Genomic DNA, 16125 nt, shown 5'->3' with positions numbered 1-16125 from the left:
TGCCGGCGGTGTTTGATCCTCTCTTTTGCAAAGGAGTCGCGATGTCATCCCGCCCCATGTCTTTGAATTCAGAGGCCAGCCCGGTGCAGCCACGGCGGCGCTATGTCAAGTGGGCCGACACCATTCGCCTGTTGGCTGGTGTGGGCGTGATCGGCTCCAGTGCGGTGGGTTTGCTGGCCTATGGGGGGCTTCAATTGCCCGCAGGCTCGGATGCGGTCGGGGCCGTGGTGCTGATGTTGGTGGCCCTGGTGTTCGTGGTGCGTCGATGAGTCCGCCTGACGGCAACCCCATCGACATCTTGTGCATCGTCATGGCCTTGTTGGCCACCCTGGTCCGTCTCTTGCGAATGCTCGGCGCCCGCAATGATCGCGAGCTCACCCTGGATGTGGCGCGTCTGATCACCGATGCCTCTTGCGCAGCCACCATTCCGCCGTTGTTGTGGATGATCGGTGCTGTCGCCTGGAAGGCCTTGCTACCCATGTTGTTGGCGTCGAGCACGGTTTCTCTGGGCCTGGCCGGACTGGCCTCTCTGGTGTTCGCCGTGCGCGAGTTGTTGCGATAAGCGCATGGCATCGCGTCCGGTCACGTTCTAGAAACCTCCATCGACAGCATTCCCCGGCTGTCGGGACAGTCTCCCCAACGATGTATCGGCGCGTAATTGCTGAAATCTGTCAGATCGTTGCGGCTCACGAACTACTTTAATAACAAGCACTTAACTGCGCTTGGTGCATGTTCCCACCAGGCTTTGTAGCGGCTGCTAACGCCCGGATACGTCTCTGTCGGTGCTGTGCCACCCTGACTCCTAGACTGCCCGCTTTTCAGGCCCGCGCCCAGGGCGCCTTGGCCTGGACCTTCGGGGTGCCTTGCTCATGCGGCGCCATGGGTGCCTCTTGCGGGTGATGTCGGCTGGGCTGTTCATGCATTGGTTTTTCTCTCTCCTGGCGGTGTGCCGTCGCATCGTGGCGGTCTGCCACACGGGTGGCTTGGGCCGCCTGGCTCTGGGCCTGCTTTGCTGTCAGTCTGCGCTGGCCTGGGCGGGGGCGGCCGGTGTGTCTTACCAGCTCTACCTGGACAGCGACGGCCAGCAGCAAGGGGGCTGCACAGCGGCCGCTTCAGTCCCAGGGGGCCTTGCCGCAGGGTTTGAGTTCCGCCTGCAAGTGGATCTGGATGCGCAGGGCGAGCCTCTGCCAGCGCGGTGGAGCGTCTGTCAGGGCGGTGCCTTTGTCGAAGCGGCCCCTTCGTCCCCCATTGAAGTGCTGGCCAGCAGCACCCTGTCCGGGCCGGCTGGGCTGGAGGATGTGCTGGATCTGGCTGTGCCCTGGGCCCTGTTGGGTGATGCCAAGGCGGTCCGTGTGCTGGTGGGTGCCGGGGCGGATGTGCTCGAAGCCGGGGCCGGCAGCGGCGGTCCGATCTGGCTGGCCCGGTCTGAGGCGAGCGGATTGCCGACCCCCGGGGCGGGGGCCGTGCAGGCCGTGCCCGCGCTGCAGCCGGCCCTGCGGTGGGTTTTGATGATCGCCCTGGCCGGTGCCGCTGGGTGGGGCTGGCGTCGCGGTGGGCGGTCCGTTTGGGCTGTGTGCGGCTTGGGCCTTTTGCTGGTGGCGACGCCCTGGCAAGGCCGTGCCTGGGCCGAGATGCCGGCAGAGCTGCCTGTGGTAAGCGTGGATGCCGCAGGCGATGTTCCCGCTGGCAGCCCCGACCTGCTGAGTCTGCAGGCCCAAACCCGCCAGGACACGCTGTTCCTGCGTCTGCGCTCCCGCGGCAACAACCATGCGCCGCTCTGGCAGTCGGCGCTGCCCCCACTGCAAACCCTGGTGGCAGGGCAGTCAGCCCCGCTGAACCTGCAGGCCCACGACCCCGACGGCGATACCTTGCGCTGGCAATGGCTAGTGCCGGTGCCGGCAGGGCTGAGCCTGGTGCCCGACGCACAGACCGTCTTGGGCGTTTCGGGCGCCACCGTGACCGCCCGCTTCGAGCAGCCCGGCCGCTACAGTGCAGAGGTGCAAGTGCTGGACGCCGCTGGCGCGCAGGCCCGTGCCGTGCTGGCCTGGGAGGTGACCCCGGCGCCTGTGGAGCCTGATCCCGATGCGGGCCGCTGTGGCGTGCTGGGCGGCGGTGGCCTGAGCACCGGTGGGGTGGACCGGGCCGGCCTGAGCTATGTCACAGCCACCGACTACGCCACGCTCAAGCGTCACCTGGATCGGCTGGAGCCCTTGATCTACGTGCCCGCCGGGGTCACCATCGACATTCCCAACCGCAAGTACGCCGTGGTGCTGCACCGGGGGCAGACCTTGTTTGGTGATCGTGGGCAAGACGGGCAGCCTGGGGCCTTGCTGCGCGTGGCCTATGAAGACGAGCAGCCCCATGAGTGGGCGGTGTTCAGCCTGGACACCGGCTCCCGCATCAGTGGTTTGCGCATCGAGGGCCCCTACCAGGCGGCCAACACGGCCAACAACACCATCGGCCTGCAACTGGCGGTCGATGCCCTGGGCATCGAAGTCGACAACTCCGAGATCTATGGTTGGCCCTGGGCCGCGGTGTCGGTCAAGGCCTCGCGCCAGGCGCGCATCCACCACAACCACATCCACCACAACATCAAATCCGGCCTGGGCTATGGCGTGGTGGTGCAAAACGGGCGCACCTCGGCCGACATCGCCTGCAATGTGTTCCATTTCAACCGCCACGCCGTCGCGGGCTCGGGTCAGACCGGCGAGCGCTATGAGGTGCACCACAACCTGGTGCGGCCCGGCGGCGGGCGCGATGCCTACCACCAGGTCGACATGCACGCCTACCCCAACACCACGCGGGCGGGGGCTTTTCTGGATATCCATGACAACTGGTTCGACTACGGCCAATACGGCACCATGAGTCGGGTGGTGATCGGCATCCGCGGCATCCCCACGGATGGGCCGCCGGTGATCTACGGCAACTTCTTCAACCAGCCCTACCATGTCAGCTCGACCCAGGACAGCATCTCGCTGACCCTGAACCCCACGCCCACCGAGGCCGATCTGCTGCGCGACAACCGCTTCAAAGTGGGTTTCTCCTACCGGCGTGAGGGCGACAAGTGCGTGCTGGGCTGGCTGGGCCAGCGGCAGACCGTGTCCTGCAGCAGTGTCGACCTGCCCCCTTGAGGCGGGAGGCCCTGCGCAGCAAGGATAATGGGCGCCCATGTCGCACACCTTCCTCTGGCACGATTACGAAACCTTTGGCGCCAACACCCGGCGTGACCGCCCGGCGCAGTTCGCGGCCATCCGCACCGATGCCGAGCTCAATGAGATCGGCGCGCCGCTGATGCTGTATTGCCAGCCGGCGCCCGACTACCTGCCCGACCCGCAGTCCTGCCTGATCACCGGCATCACCCCTCAGCTGTGCCTCGAAAAAGGCCTGCCCGAACACCAGTTCGCCGCCCAGATCGAGGCCGCGTTCTCCGAGCCCGGCACCGTGGGCGTGGGCTACAACACCATCCGTTTTGACGATGAGATCACGCGCTTCATGTTCTGGCGCAACCTGATCGACCCCTATGCGCGCGAGTGGCAGAACGGCTGCGGCCGCTGGGATCTGCTGGACGTGGTGCGCATGGCCTACGCGCTGCGGCCCGAGGGCATCGTCTGGCCCACCAAGGAAGACGGCAGCCAGAGCTTCAAGCTGGAGCACCTGAGCGCCGCCAACGGCTTGTTGCATGAAGCCGCCCACGATGCCTTGTCGGACGTGCGTGCCACCATCGCGCTGGCTCGGCTGATCCGCGACAAGCAGCCCCGCCTGTTCGACTTCTGCTTCAGCCTGCACAAGAAAGACCGCGTGGCCACTGAACTGGGCCTGCCCACCTCGCCCCAGCACGCCAAGCCGTTTTTGCATGTGTCGGGCATGTTCCCGGCCGATCGCGGCTGCCTGGCCGTGATGTGGCCCCTGGCCACCCATCCCACCAACAAGAACGAGCTGCTGGCCTGGGACCTGTCGCAAGACCCCAGCGAGCTGGCCTCGCTCGATGCCGCCACCGCCCGGCAGCGCCTGTTCAGCAAGCGCGACGAGTTGCCCGAGGGCGTGCAGCGCCTGCCCGTCAAATCGGTTCACCTGAACAAGTCGCCCATGGTGGTCGGTCAGCTCAAGACGTTGCGGCCCGAGATGGCCCAGCGCTGGGGCATCGACCTGGAGCAGGCCAGGCGCCATGCCGAAAAGGCCCTGGCGCTGCCCGACCTCAGCGAGCTTTGGAAGGCCGTGTTCAACCGGCCTGCCGATGACCAACCCACCGATGTGGACCAGGATCTGTACGGCGGCTTCATCGGCCCGGGCGACCGCCGTCGCCTGAACCAGCTGCGCGCCCAGTCGCCCGAGGAACTGGCCACCAGCCGCACCGGTTTTGACGACCCGCGCCTGGGTGAGTTGCTGTTCCGCTACCGTGCGCGCAACTTCCCGGCCACCCTGGCCCCGGCCGAAGCCCAGCGCTGGGAGCAACTGCGCACCGCCCGCCTGTTTGAAGGCGAGGGCGGGGCGCGCACCCTGGAACAGCTGTTTGCCGAGATCGATTCGCTCTCCGAGACGGCAGATGAGCGGGGTGAGGCCATCCTGGGCGCCTTGTACGATTACGCCGAACACATTGCCCCCGAGTTCTAAGGGCACCCCCGTTTTTACTGTTTTCCGAACCCTGCCATGACCGACACCCACACCAACGGCTTCACCACCCAGATCGTCCACGCCGACCGCCGCGGCAACGTGGAACATGGTGGCGTGCACAAGCCCGTGCACAACTCGGTGCAATACGGCTTCGAGCGCGTCGAAGACCTGATTGCCGTGTTCCAGGGCACCGCCAAGGGCGGCTTCAACTACGCGCGCCAGGGCACGCCCACCACGGCCGCGCTGGAGGCCAAGCTCACCCAGATGGAGCAGGGCCTGGGCAGCATCAGCTTCTCCACCGGCATGGCGGCCATCTGCGCCGTGTTCCTGACCCTGCTCAAGGCGGGCGACCACCTGGTGGCCAGCCGTTTCGTGTTCGGCAACACCAACAGCATCTTCGGCACCCTGGCCGACCTGGGCATCCAGGTGAGCACGGTGGACGCCACCGACGCCGCCCAGGTGGCTGCGGCCGTGCGGCCCAACACCCGCATGGTGTTTGTCGAGACCATTGCCAACCCCGGCACCCAGGTGGCCGATCTGGCCGGCATCGGCCAGCTGTGTCGCGACAAGGGGCTGCTCTACGTGGTCGACAACACCGTGGCCTCGCCCTACCTGTTCAAGCCGCGCAGCGTGGGCGCTGGTCTGGTGATCCACTCGCTGACCAAGAGCATCGGCGGCCATGGCAACGCGCTCGGCGGCTCGGTCACCGACACCGGCCTGTTCGACTGGGCCGGCTATCCCAATATCTTTGCCTCCTACCGCAAGGGCGACGCCAAGGGCTGGGGCCTGCAACAGATCCGCAAGAAGGGCTTGCGCGACATGGGTGGCACGCTGTCTTCGCATGCGGCCAACCAGCTGGCCACCGGCGCCGAGACCTTGGCACTGCGCATGGGCCGCACCAGCGCCACCGCCCTGGCCCTGGCGCAGTGGCTGGAGCAGCACCCTGCGGTGGCCCGTGTGCTGTACCCCGGCCTGCCGTCGCACCCGCAGTACGAGCGCGCGCGTGAGCATTTCAAGGCCGGCTCCTGGCTGCTGTCGTTTGAGCTGAAGAACGCCGACGACTGCCTGGGCCTGTGCAACCGCCTGCAGCTGCCCATCAAGGCCACCGGCCTGGCCGACACCCGCACCCTGATCATCCCCGTGGCCCACACCATCTTCTGGGAGGCCGGCGCCGAGGTGCGCGCCGGCATGGGCATTGCCGACAGCATGATCCGCCTGTCGGTCGGGCTGGAAGAGGCCGACGACCTGATCGCCGACTTTGCCCAGGCGCTGGGCTGAGTCTTCAGGCAGGCCGGCTGAGGCCCCGGCTCAGCTTCGGAAGGCCGTGCTGTCGGGGCGGCCTGGCAGGTGCAAGGTGCTGACCGCCGGCTGCGATTGCGCAATGCATTTCCCACGGCGGTAGACGCGCAAGCGGGGCGGGCGCAGGCGCAGCGCCTCGATTGGGTCGCGGGCGTCGAGCAGCACAAAGTCAGCGTGGCAGCCGGGGGCGATGCCGTAGCCGTCCAGGTGCAGCAGGCGTGCTGGCGCCGTGGTCACGGCCTCGTAGCACTGGCGCATGGCGGCCTGGCTGGTCATCTGAGCCACGTGCAGGCCCATGCTGGCCACCTCCAGCATGTCGCCCGAGCCCAGGCTGTACCAGGGGTCCATCACGCAGTCGTGGCCAAAGGCCACGGTCAGGCCGGCGGCCAGCTGCTCAGGCACGCGGGTCATGCCACGGCGCTTGGGGTAGCTGTCGTGGCGGCCCTGCAGGGTGATGTTGATCAACGGGTTGGCCACCACGCCCAGCTGGGCTTCGGCCATCAGGGCCAGCAGCTTGCTGACGTAGTAGTTGTCCATGCTGTGCATGGAGGTCAGGTGCGAACCGGTGACCCGGCCGTGCAGCCCCAGGCGGTGGGTTTCCGCGGCCAGGGTTTCCACATGGCGCGACAGCGGGTCGTCGGACTCGTCGCAGTGCATGTCCACCAGCAGGCCGCGGTCGGCCGCCAGTTCGCACAGCAGTTTCACGCTGTCGGCGCCGTGCGCCATGGTGCGCTCGAAGTGCGGAATGCCGCCCACCACCTCCACCCCCAGGTCCAGGGCGCGCTTCAGGTTGTGGAGGGCGTTGGGCGAGCGCAGCACCCCGTCCTGCGGAAAGGCCACCAGCTGCAGGTCGAGGTAGGGCGCCACGGTCTTCTTGACCTCCAGCAGGGCCTGCACCGCCAGCAGGCGGTCATCGCACACATCCACATGCGAGCGGATGGCCAGCAGTCCGCGGGCCACGGCCCAGTCGCAGTAGCTCAGAGCCCGTTGCACGATGGCCTCGTGGGTCAAATGGGGCTTGAGCTCGCCCCACAGGGCAATGCCTTCCAGCAGGGTGCCGCTCTGGTTGATGCGGGGCAGGCCGTAGCTGAGCGTGGAGTCCATGTGGAAGTGCGCATCCACGAAAGGCGGGCTCAGCAGCCGGCCTTGGCCGTCCAGGGTCTCGTGGGCCTGGGCCTGCAGGCCGGCGGCCACTTCGACAATGCGGCCGTCCTGCACCGCCACCGATTGGTCGCGGCGGCCGTCGGGCAGGTTCACGTGTTGGATCAGAAGGTCAAGCATGCGCGGGTTCCATGAGGGGGCTTGGCGGCGGGCGGCTCAGCGCTCACCCTTGCGGTAGGGTTTCATCAGGGCCTGGGGGTAGCTGGCCTTGCGCGCCACCACCACCAAGGCCAGGATCGACAGCGCATAGGGCAGCATCAGGTAGAGCTGGTAGGGCAGGGTGCTGCCCCCGGATTGCTGCAGGCGCAGCTGCAGCGCGTCGAAGAAGGCGAACAGCAGGGCCCCGAGCAAGGCCTTGCCGGGCCGCCACGAGGCAAACACCACCAGGGCCACGCAGATCCAGCCCCGGCCATTGACCATGTTGAAGAAAAAGGCGTTGAAGGCCGACAGGGTCAGGAATGAGCCCGCCACCCCCATCAGGGCCGAGCCGGCCACGATGCCCGCAGTGCGGGTGCGGCCCACGCTGAGGCCCTGGCCCTCGGCGGCCTGCGGGTTCTCGCCCACCATGCGCAGCGCCAGACCCGACGGGGTGCGGTACAGCCACCAGGCCAGGGCCGGCACCAGCAGCAGGGCCAGCAGGGTGAGTGGGGTCTGGGCCGACAGCACCGGGATGCCCAGCCCCTCCATGGGGGCGAAAGGGGTGATGGTGGGCGGGGTGTTCACCTTGGGGAAACTGACCCGGTAGCCGTAGTAGCTGAGCGCGGTGGCCAGCAGGGTGATGCCCAGCCCCGCCACGTGTTGCGACAGGGCCAGGCCGACGGTGAGCGCCGCGTGCAGCAGGCCGAAGGCGGCCCCCGTCAGGGCGGCCACGGCCACGCCGCCCCACAGCGGCAGGCCCAGGTACACCCCCAGCCAGCCGGCAAAGGCCCCTGCGACCATGATGCCTTCGATGCCCAGGTTGAGCACGCCGGCGCGTTCGCACAGCAGCACGCCCAGGGTGCCGAAGATCAGCGGTGTGGCAATGCGCAGCACGGCCACCCAGAAGGCGGGTTGGGCCAGGATGTCGAGCAGTTCGGTCATTTCAGGCGCACCCGGTATTGCGTGAGCAGGGTGGCCACCAGCACCGACAGCAGCGAGGCCGCCACGATCACGTCGGCGATGTAGGTGGGCACGCCCACGGCGCGGCTCATGCTGTCGGCGCCCACCTGCACGCCGGCCACAAAGATGCTGGCGGCCAGCACGCCCAAGGGGTGCAGCCCGGCCAGCATGGCGATCACGATGCCGCTGTAGCCGTAGCCGGGCGACATGTCCAGCGTCACGTAGCTGGTGCGGCCGGCCACCTCGATGGCCCCCGCCAGGCCGGCCAGGGCCCCCGACAGCACCGCCACCAACAGGGCGGTGCGCCCGGTGGCCACCCCGGCAAAGGCGGCCGCGCGGGCGTTGGCACCCGTGGCCCGGATGTCGAAGCCCAGCACGGTGAAGCGCATCAGCACCCACACGCCCAGGCACAGCGCCGCCGCCAGCAGCAAGCCGGTGTGCACCCGGGTGCCCTCGATCAGGCGCGACAGCTCCAGCTCGGGCTGCAGGGCCACGCTCTGCGGCCAGCCCAGCGCCGTGGGGTCTTTCATGGGGCCGTCCAGCAGCGCTGACACGCCCAGCAAGGCCATGAAATTGAGCAGCAGGGTGGTGACCACCTCGTCCACGCCCAGCCGGCTTTTCAGCAGCGCCGGCCCGAGCAGCAGCAGGGCACCGGCCGCGGCGGCTGCCAGCAGCATCAGGGTGAACAGCAGGGGCAGGGGCAAGGCCCAGCCAGCGCTGTCGTGCACGCCCCCCACGGCCACGGCGGCCAGTGCGCCGGCATACAGTTGGCCCTCAGCGCCGATGTTGAACAGGCGGGCGCGGAAGGCCACGGCCGCCGCCAGGCCGGTGAAGATGAGGGGGGTGGCGCGGGTCAGGGTCTCGCTCCAGGCGAACAGCGAGCCGAAGCCCCCCTGCACCAGCAGGCCATAGGTGCGCCCCACCGGGGCCCCCGCCCACAACACCAGCAGGGCGCTGATCAGCAGGGTGAAGGCGATGGCCCCCAGGGGGGCCAGCACATGGGCCAGGGGCGAGGTCTGGTGTCGTTTCTCCAGTCTCATGGGGTCTCCGTCATGCGCTGGGCGGGGGCGCTGACCGGGCCACCGGCCATGGCCAGGCCGATGCTTTCGCGGCTCCAGTGGGTGGCCGGGTGGGCCGGGCTCAGGTGGCCGTGGTGCATCACCGCAATGCGGTCGCCCAGGGCCAGCACCTCGTCCAGGTCATCGGAGATCAGCAGCACGGCGGCCCCGGCATCACGGGCGGCCAGCAACTGTTGCTGCACATAGGCCACGGCCCCGATGTCCAGCCCCCAGGTGGGCTGGTGGGCCACGATCAGGGTGGGCACCTGGCTGGCCGCCTGCCCGGGCAGGGGCAGCAGGGCGCGGCCCAGGATGAGTTTTTGCATGTTGCCGCCCGACAGGGCCCGGGCCGGGCTCAGGGGCCCGGCGCCGCGCACGTCGAAGGCCTCGATCACCCGCTGGGCATGCTGCCGGGCCACGGCCCGGCGCACCCAACCCCAGCGCGAGAACACGGGGTGGCGCAGGCGTTCGGAGACGGCGTTCTCCCACACCGGCAGATCGCCGACCACGCCCACGGCGTGCCGGTCTTCGGGAATGCGGGCCACCCCCTGGGTGACCAGCCAGGCGGGGGAGGCTTGCAGTGGCTGCCCCTTGAGCAGCACCTCGCCCTGGGCGGCGCGGCGGCTGCCGCACAGCAACTCGGCCAGTGCCAGTTGCCCATTGCCCGACACCCCGGCAATCGCCACGATCTCGCCGGCTCGCAGTTGCAGGTTGACCTGGCTCAGGCGCTCGCGCTGGCCGGCCGGGGTGCTGACCTGGCGCAGCTCACACGCCACCGGGCCCGGTGCGCCGGCGGGGCGGCGTTCGGGCGCCGACACGGCGTGGCCCACCATCCATTGCGCCAACTGGGCCTGGCTGGTGCCGGCGGCCGGGGCCTCGGCCACCAGGCGGCCAGCCCGCAGCACGGCCACCCGGTGCGATACGCGCAGCACCTCGGCCAGCTTGTGGCTGATGAAGATCACCGACAGGCCCTCGCGCACCAACTGGGCCAGGGTGTCGAACAGGGCTTCGCTCTCTTGCGGGGTGAGCACGGCCGTGGGCTCGTCCAGGATCAGGATGCGCGCGCCCCGGTACAAGGCCTTGAGGATCTCGACCCGCTGGCGCTCGCCCACCGAGAGCTGGCCCACCCGGGCCTCGGGCTGCACAGCCAGGCCAAAGCGCTGGCCGACCTCCAGCAGGCGGGCCCGGGCGCGGGCCCGGGCCGACCAGGGCTGCCACAGGGGTTCGGTGCCCAGGATCACGTTGTCCAGCACGCTGAGGTTGTCGGCCAGCGTGAAGTGTTGGTGCACCATGCCGATGCCGGCGGCCAGGGCGGCGGCCGGGTTGCCGGGCGGCAGGGGCTGGCCGTGCAGGGTGATGTGACCGGCATCGGCCCGGTAGTGGCCGAACAGGATGGACATCAGGGTGGATTTGCCGGCGCCGTTTTCGCCCAGCAAGGCCAGTACCTCGCCCGCGTTCAGGCTCAGCGAGATGTTGTCGTTGGCCACCAGGCTGCCAAAGCGCTTGGTGATGCCCTGCAATTGCAGCACCGGGGCTGTGCCTGGGGCCTCAGTCATGGTGGGCCGCCAGAAAAGCCAGCAGAACCCGCGCCGAATTGCTGGCCGCCAGTGTCATGAAGGTGTGCATTTCGTTCTCGCCCTCGCCGCCGCCAGCGAGGTCGCTGAGGGATCTGAAGGCAATGAAGGGCACCCGGTTGCTGTAAGCCACCTGGGCGGTGGCGGCGCTTTCCATGTCGAGCACCTGGGCCTGAAAGGTGTTGAAGGCGTATTCGCGCCAGGCGGCATTGTCGACAAAGGCCGCGCCCGAGACGCCGCTGCCGCCCACCACCACGCGGGGCGCCTGGCTCAGGCATTGGCGCTGCGCATCGCAGCGTTCCAGCGGGGTCTGGGCGATGCGCTCGGCGGTGGCCAGCAGGGCCGCATCGACCTCGAACCAGGCTTTGCGTTCGGTGTCGGCCTGGCGGCTGGATCGCACTTCGACCGTGCGCGGAATGAAGGGGCCGAAGCCCGGGCCGACCAGATCGTTCATCCAGGGCGGCGGCTGGTACTGGCCTGGGGCTGTTTCGCGGGCCAGCACGCCTTCGAGGTAGGGTGCCCAGCGCCGCGGCACGGCCACGTCGCCGATGTGCAGGCTCGGGTCGACGCCGCCGGCAATGCCGCTGAACAAAATGTGTCGCACTTTGAAGTGGTCCAGCGCGCGCTGGGTGTTCATGGCGGCATTGGTCATGCTGATGCCGCTGAGAAACAGCAGCACCGGTTTGCCCTGCAGCCGGCCGGTGGTGAACTCGACCCCGCCGACACGGTGCACCCGGGGCTGCCGCAGCTGTGAGCGCAGCAGCACCAGTTCAGGCTCGAAGGCCGACACGATGGCCGTGCGGGGCACGGCATCGAGCCAGGGGGCGGCTTGCAGCGGGGCGACCAAGGCGGTGGCCAGCAGGCCCGCCGTCAGCAAGCCGCGCCACCCCGTTTTGCCGGGTGAGGCAGGCGGTCTCATCACTTGGCGCTGGATTTGGGCTGGCTGTCGTCCACCTTGACGGTGAACTTGCCGGCCAGGATCTCGGCCTCACGCGCCTTCACCTTGCTCACGATGTCGGCCGGCACCTTTTTCTCGAAGGTGCCCAGGGGGGCCAGTTCCGAGCCCTTGTGCTTCATCATCGAGTAGGGGCCGTAGTCTTCGGCGCTGAACTTGCCTTCCTTGACCAGCTTGAGGGCGCGGTCGATGCTGGGCTCCATGTTCCACAGCGCAGACGCCACCACGGTGTCGGGGTACTTGTCCTGGGTGTTGATCACGTTGCCGATGGCCAGCTTGCCTTTTTCCTTGGCCGCGTCGCTGACGCCAAAGCGCTCGGCGTACAGCACATCGGCGCCCTGGTCGATCATGGCGAAGGTGGCTTCCTTGGCCTTGGGCGGGTCGAACCAGCTGTTGATGAAGCTCACGCTGAACTCCACCTTGGGGTTGACTTCCTTGGCGCCGGCCATGAAGGCGTTCATGAGTCGGTTCACCTCGGGGATGGGGAAGCCGCCCACCATGCCGATCTTGTTGGATTTGGTCATGCCGCCTGCCACCATGCCGCTGAGGTAGGCCGGCTCCTGGATGAAGTTGTCGAAGACGCTGAAATTGGGCGCCTGGGGCTTGCCCGAGGACCCCAGCAAGAAGGAGGTCTTGGGCGAGTCCTTGGCCACCTTGCGGGCCGCTGCCTCGACGCCGAACACCTCGCCGACGATCAGCTGGTTGCCCCCGGCGATGTACTCGCGCATCACGCGCTCGTAATCCGCATTGGCCACGTTCTCGCTGGCCTTGTATTCGATCTCGCCACGGGCTTCGGCGGCCTTCAGGGCCTTGTGGATGCGGCTCACCCACTGCTGCTCGAAGGGCACGGTGTAGATCGCCGCCACCTTGATCTTGGCCTGGGCCAGGGCGGGCAGCGAGACCGAGGCCGCGAGTGCGGTGGCAGCCACCATCAGGTGGCGGCGGGACGGGGCGAAACGACGGGACATGAAGGCTCCTTTTGGCAAAGTTGGCGGGGGTTGCGAAATTGAGCGGGCCCGGCAGGCTTCGACGGCCCGTCGTGGCGGCCGTGAGAGGCGTTTACTGGGTGCCGAAGATCCGGTCGCCCGCATCGCCCAGGCCCGGCAGGATGTAGCCGTGGTCATTGAGCTGGCGGTCGATCGAGGCGGTGTAGATGGGCACGTCGGGGTGGGCAGCCTGCATGGCGGCCACGCCCTCGGGGCAGGTGAGCAGGCAGACGAACTTGATCGACTTCGGCTTGAGGGCTTTGAGCTTTTCGATTGCGGCGATGGCCGAGTTGCCGGTGGCCAGCATGGGGTCGACCACGATGATGTCGCGCTCGGTCATCTCGGAGGGCATCTTGAAGTAGTACTCGACCGGCTTGAGCGTGTCGGGGTCGCGGTACAGGCCGATGTGGCCGACCCGGGCGCCGGGCACCACGTTGAGCATGCCTTCCAGGATGCCGTTGCCGGCGCGCAGGATGGACACGAACACCAGCTTCTTGCCATCGATCACGCGGCCGGTGGTGGTTTCCAGCGGGGTCTGCACCTCGATGTCCTGCAGCGGCAGCTCGCGGGTGATCTCGTAGGTCATGAGGCTGGCCAGTTCGCCGAGCAGGCGGCGGAAGCTGTTGGTGCTGGCCTCGCGGTTGCGCATCAGGGTCAGCTTGTGCTGAACCAGGGGGTGGTCGATGACGTGGACGTTGCTCATGGTGTGTGGCTGGAGTGCAGTGAAAAGTCAGGGACGCCCGCCGGCAGCGCTGGCCGGACCGGGGTGATCAGTGCAAGCGCTGTGCCAGGATGGGGGAAGACCGGCGGCATGGGGTGGCGGGGCTCCTGCAGGGCTTGGCAAAGAGGGGTCGCTGTCGGGCGAGCCCGGGCCCGTGCGGATGCGGGGCCGGAGCGCGCCCCCGCAGCGGGCGGCAGCTGGGGCAAAAGAATACCATGCAGGCGCACCCGGCTGGTGCCTGGCGGGCACCAATTTTGATCAGATGGTCAAGAAATGGGCGGCCGGGGCGCCCCCGGGCAGCGGGGCATGCGCAGCCCGGGGTGATCACTCAGGGCCTCGCTGAGTTCGTCGATGAACAGGCGCAGCTTGGGGGGCACATGCTGGCGGTCGCGGTAGCACACATAGAACTCCAGCGGCTCGGGCGCGGCATGGGCCTGAGCCGCTTCAGCGCCCCCGGGGATGGCGGGTTCGATGAACAGCGGGATCAACTCGCCCGACTCGATCAGCGGGTTGGACACAAAACTGCCCAGGCGCGCAATGCCGGCACCGGCCAGGCAGGCCTGGGCCAGGGTGTCGATGTCGCTGCAGGTGAGGCTGGGCTCAAAGGCCGCCTCGATGCGCAGCCCGTCGCGGATGAAGGGCCAGGGCATGATCCGCCCATCCATGGCCATGCGGTAGGCCAGGCAGCGATGCCGGGCCAGGTCTTCCAGGGTGGCCGGCTGCCCATGCCGGTTCAGGTAGGCCGGCGAGGCGCAGTAGTGGATGGGGGCGCTGGCGATGCGCCGGGCCACCAGGCCAGGCTCCAGCATGTGCTGGTAGCGGATGCTGGCGTCGACGTTCTCGTGCATGAAGTCGACCTGGCGGTCGACCACCAGCAACTCCACATTCAGGCGCGGGTAGCGTTGCATGAAGCCGGTGATCCAGGGCCCCAGCACATGCCGCCCAAAGGCCACCGAGCAGGCCACCTTGAAGCGGCCCTGGGGCTCACCCCGCAGGGCCCCGATCTCACCGTGCGCGTCCTCCAGCACCCCGAGCACCGGGCGCACCCGTTCGAAATAGATCTGTCCCTCGTCGGTCAAGGCCAGGGATCGGGTGCTGCGGCGCAGCAGCCGGGTGCCCAGTTCGGCCTCCAGGCGGGCAATGCTCTGGCTGGCCGCCGCCGCGCTCAGGCCCAGTTGACGGCCCGCTGCGGCAATGCTGCCGCCCTCAACGGCCTTGATGAAGGCCTCGATGCCGCGCAGGGAAGGGGTGGTCATGTGTTTTGAATGGAAGGCCTCAGTCATCATATTTTAGGATGACTGACGGTGTGTGAAGCCACCTTCCGCGGATGCGGGAGGCTGGCCAGAATGCCTCCATCCAATTGAATATCTGAGGGACTTTTCCATGACACACCCCACCAAGAGCCAGCCGCCGCGGCGCCTGCGGCGTCTTCACAAACGCTTCACCCCCCTGGTGTTCGCCTTCTACATGGCGGGCATCATGGCCTTTCTGATGTCGGCCGTGATTGTGGCTGCCGGCTCCGGCCTGGGGGCGGACTACCTCTGGCGCGTGCTGCGCGCCTATGCGCTGGCCATGCCAGTGGCTTTTGTCTGCGTGATGGGGGTGCGGCCTCTGGTGATGCGCCTGGTGGCCATCACCGTTCAGGCCTGAGCCTCCAGCCTACTAAGCTGGAGTTCAGACGCCCTGGCTCAGCAACTGGGCATAGCGCGGCAGGTCGACGTTGCCACCGCTGATGATCACGCCCACCCGCAGGCCCTTCAGGGACAGCCCCCCATGGTGGGCGCCAGCCAGGCTGAGGGCGCCGGTGGGCTCGACCACCAGCTTCATGCGTTCGGCATAAAAACGCATGGATTCGACCAGTTGGGCGTCGTTGACGGTCAGGATGTCGTTGACATCGCGGCGGATGATGCCGAAGGTGAGCTGCCCCAGGTGCTGGGTCTGGGCGCCGTCGGCAATCGTGCGGGGCGGGGCGATGTGCACCACCTCGCCACGGCGCAGCGATTGCTGGCCGTCGTTGCCGGCCTCGGGTTCGACCCCGTACACCCGGCAGTCGGGCGAAAGAGCCCGTGCAGCCAGCGCGCTGCCGGCCAGCAGGCCGCCGCCGCCCAGGCAGACCAGCAGCACATCGAGCGGGCCCACTTCGTCGAACAACTCCTTGGCCGCCGTGCCCTGGCCGGTGATCACGTCGGCGTGGTCGAAGGGCGGGATCAGGGTCATGCCGCGCTCGGCTGCGATGCGGCGGCTGATGGCGTCGCGGTCTTCGCTGTAGCGGTCGTAGGTGATGACTTCGGCGCTGTAGCCGCGGGTGGCCTGCAGCTTGGCGGCCGGGGCGTCGGCGGGCATCACGATCACGGCCGGCATGCCCAGTTCACGGGCCGACAGGGCGATCGCCTGGGCGTGGTTGCCGGACGAGAAGGCCAGCACGCCGGCGCGCCGCTGTTCGGCGCTGAAGCGGCTCAGGGCATTGAAGGCGCCGCGAAACTTGAAGGCGCCCATGCGCTGCAGGTTCTCGCACTTGAAATACAGCATGGCCTGCAGGGCCGCATCGGCCGTGCGCGAGCGCAGCACCGGGGTGCGGTGGGCATGGCCGGCCAGGCGGGCCGCGGCAGCTTCGACATCGGCGTAGGTGGGCAGGGTCAATTCGGTCATGGTCTGGGGCCCT

15 protein-coding genes are annotated in these 16125 nt (G+C 68.2%); 6 read left to right on the top strand and 9 right to left on the bottom strand.

Annotation, left to right across the window (positions count from 1 at the left end):
- The first annotated feature begins 56 nt into the window (after positions 1 to 56).
- From F624_RS0117345 to F624_RS0117325, 5 genes are all read left to right on the top strand, one after another.
- Positions 57 to 269, top strand: coding sequence for a hypothetical protein (locus F624_RS0117345; RefSeq protein ID WP_019575599.1), 213 nt, complete (start codon positions 57 to 59; stop codon positions 267 to 269).
- Positions 266 to 562, top strand: a complete 297-nt coding sequence (locus F624_RS0117340; RefSeq protein WP_019575598.1) for a hypothetical protein — start codon at positions 266 to 268, stop codon at positions 560 to 562. The genes F624_RS0117345 and F624_RS0117340 overlap by 4 nt, the downstream gene beginning before the upstream one ends.
- A 355-nt stretch (positions 563 to 917) precedes the next feature.
- Entirely contained in the window at positions 918 to 3131 is a 2214-nt protein-coding gene (locus tag F624_RS33495) for a PKD domain-containing protein (RefSeq protein WP_169426626.1), read from the top strand.
- Between the two features lie 37 nt (positions 3132 to 3168).
- Positions 3169 to 4611 carry an exodeoxyribonuclease I gene (sbcB, locus tag F624_RS0117330; protein WP_019575596.1) on the top strand — a complete coding sequence of 481 codons (1443 nt, stop codon included), beginning with the start codon at positions 3169 to 3171 and terminating at the stop codon, positions 4609 to 4611.
- A 36-nt stretch (positions 4612 to 4647) separates the two neighbouring features.
- Positions 4648 to 5889, top strand: a complete 1242-nt coding sequence (locus F624_RS0117325) for a cystathionine gamma-synthase family protein (RefSeq protein ID WP_019575595.1) — start codon at positions 4648 to 4650, stop codon at positions 5887 to 5889.
- A gap of 30 nt (positions 5890 to 5919) precedes the next feature.
- On the opposite strand, the gene F624_RS0117320 is transcribed toward F624_RS0117325, so the two are convergent.
- The 8 genes from F624_RS0117320 to F624_RS0117285 form a co-directional block, all read right to left on the bottom strand.
- Positions 5920 to 7191, bottom strand: coding sequence for an amidohydrolase family protein (locus F624_RS0117320; RefSeq protein ID WP_019575594.1), 1272 nt, complete (start codon positions 7189 to 7191; stop codon positions 5920 to 5922).
- Positions 7192 to 7227: 36 nt separating this feature from the next.
- Positions 7228 to 8151, bottom strand: a complete 924-nt coding sequence (locus F624_RS0117315; protein WP_019575593.1) for an ABC transporter permease — start codon at positions 8149 to 8151, stop codon at positions 7228 to 7230.
- Positions 8148 to 9209, bottom strand: coding sequence for an ABC transporter permease (locus tag F624_RS0117310; protein WP_019575592.1), 1062 nt, complete (start codon positions 9207 to 9209; stop codon positions 8148 to 8150). Before F624_RS0117310 ends, F624_RS0117315 begins: the two co-directional genes overlap by 4 nt.
- Positions 9206 to 10783, bottom strand: coding sequence for an ABC transporter ATP-binding protein (locus F624_RS0117305; protein ID WP_019575591.1), 1578 nt, complete (start codon positions 10781 to 10783; stop codon positions 9206 to 9208). The genes F624_RS0117310 and F624_RS0117305 overlap by 4 nt, the downstream gene beginning before the upstream one ends.
- Positions 10776 to 11720 carry a 5'-methylthioadenosine/S-adenosylhomocysteine nucleosidase gene (locus F624_RS0117300; protein WP_031255360.1) on the bottom strand — a complete coding sequence of 315 codons (945 nt, stop codon included), beginning with the start codon at positions 11718 to 11720 and terminating at the stop codon, positions 10776 to 10778. Before F624_RS0117300 ends, F624_RS0117305 begins: the two co-directional genes overlap by 8 nt.
- On the bottom strand, positions 11720 to 12688 hold the full coding sequence (locus tag F624_RS0117295) for a BMP family protein (RefSeq protein WP_019575589.1): 969 nt from the start codon (positions 12686 to 12688) through the stop codon (positions 11720 to 11722). The genes F624_RS0117300 and F624_RS0117295 overlap by 1 nt, the downstream gene beginning before the upstream one ends.
- A 127-nt stretch (positions 12689 to 12815) precedes the next feature.
- A complete protein-coding gene (gene upp / locus F624_RS0117290) occupies positions 12816 to 13445 on the bottom strand; it encodes a uracil phosphoribosyltransferase (RefSeq protein ID WP_019575588.1) in 630 nt (209 codons plus the stop codon).
- Positions 13446 to 13729: 284 nt separating this feature from the next.
- The gene (locus F624_RS0117285; protein ID WP_019575587.1) at positions 13730 to 14719 is read right to left on the bottom strand and encodes a LysR family transcriptional regulator; all 990 of its coding nucleotides are present in this window, start codon (positions 14717 to 14719) and stop codon (positions 13730 to 13732) included.
- 127 nt (positions 14720 to 14846) lie between these two features.
- Here F624_RS0117285 and F624_RS0117280 point away from each other — a divergent pair, with 127 nt between their 5' ends.
- Positions 14847 to 15113 (top strand): DUF2798 domain-containing protein, encoded by a 267-nt coding sequence (locus F624_RS0117280; RefSeq protein ID WP_019575586.1) that lies wholly within the window; start codon positions 14847 to 14849, stop codon positions 15111 to 15113.
- A 24-nt stretch (positions 15114 to 15137) separates the two neighbouring features.
- Here F624_RS0117280 and F624_RS0117275 read toward each other — a convergent pair whose 3' ends face one another.
- Entirely contained in the window at positions 15138 to 16112 is a 975-nt protein-coding gene (locus F624_RS0117275) for a threo-3-hydroxy-L-aspartate ammonia-lyase (protein WP_019575585.1), read from the bottom strand.
- Positions 16113 to 16125 lie beyond the last annotated feature (13 nt).

Origin of the sequence: Curvibacter lanceolatus ATCC 14669 (assembly GCF_000381265.1) — a bacterium.
Taxonomy (GTDB): domain Bacteria; phylum Pseudomonadota; class Gammaproteobacteria; order Burkholderiales; family Burkholderiaceae_C; genus Curvibacter; species Curvibacter lanceolatus.
The sequence above is the reverse complement of the archived record's forward strand: the minus strand, read 5'-3'. Positions and strand labels throughout refer to the sequence as shown.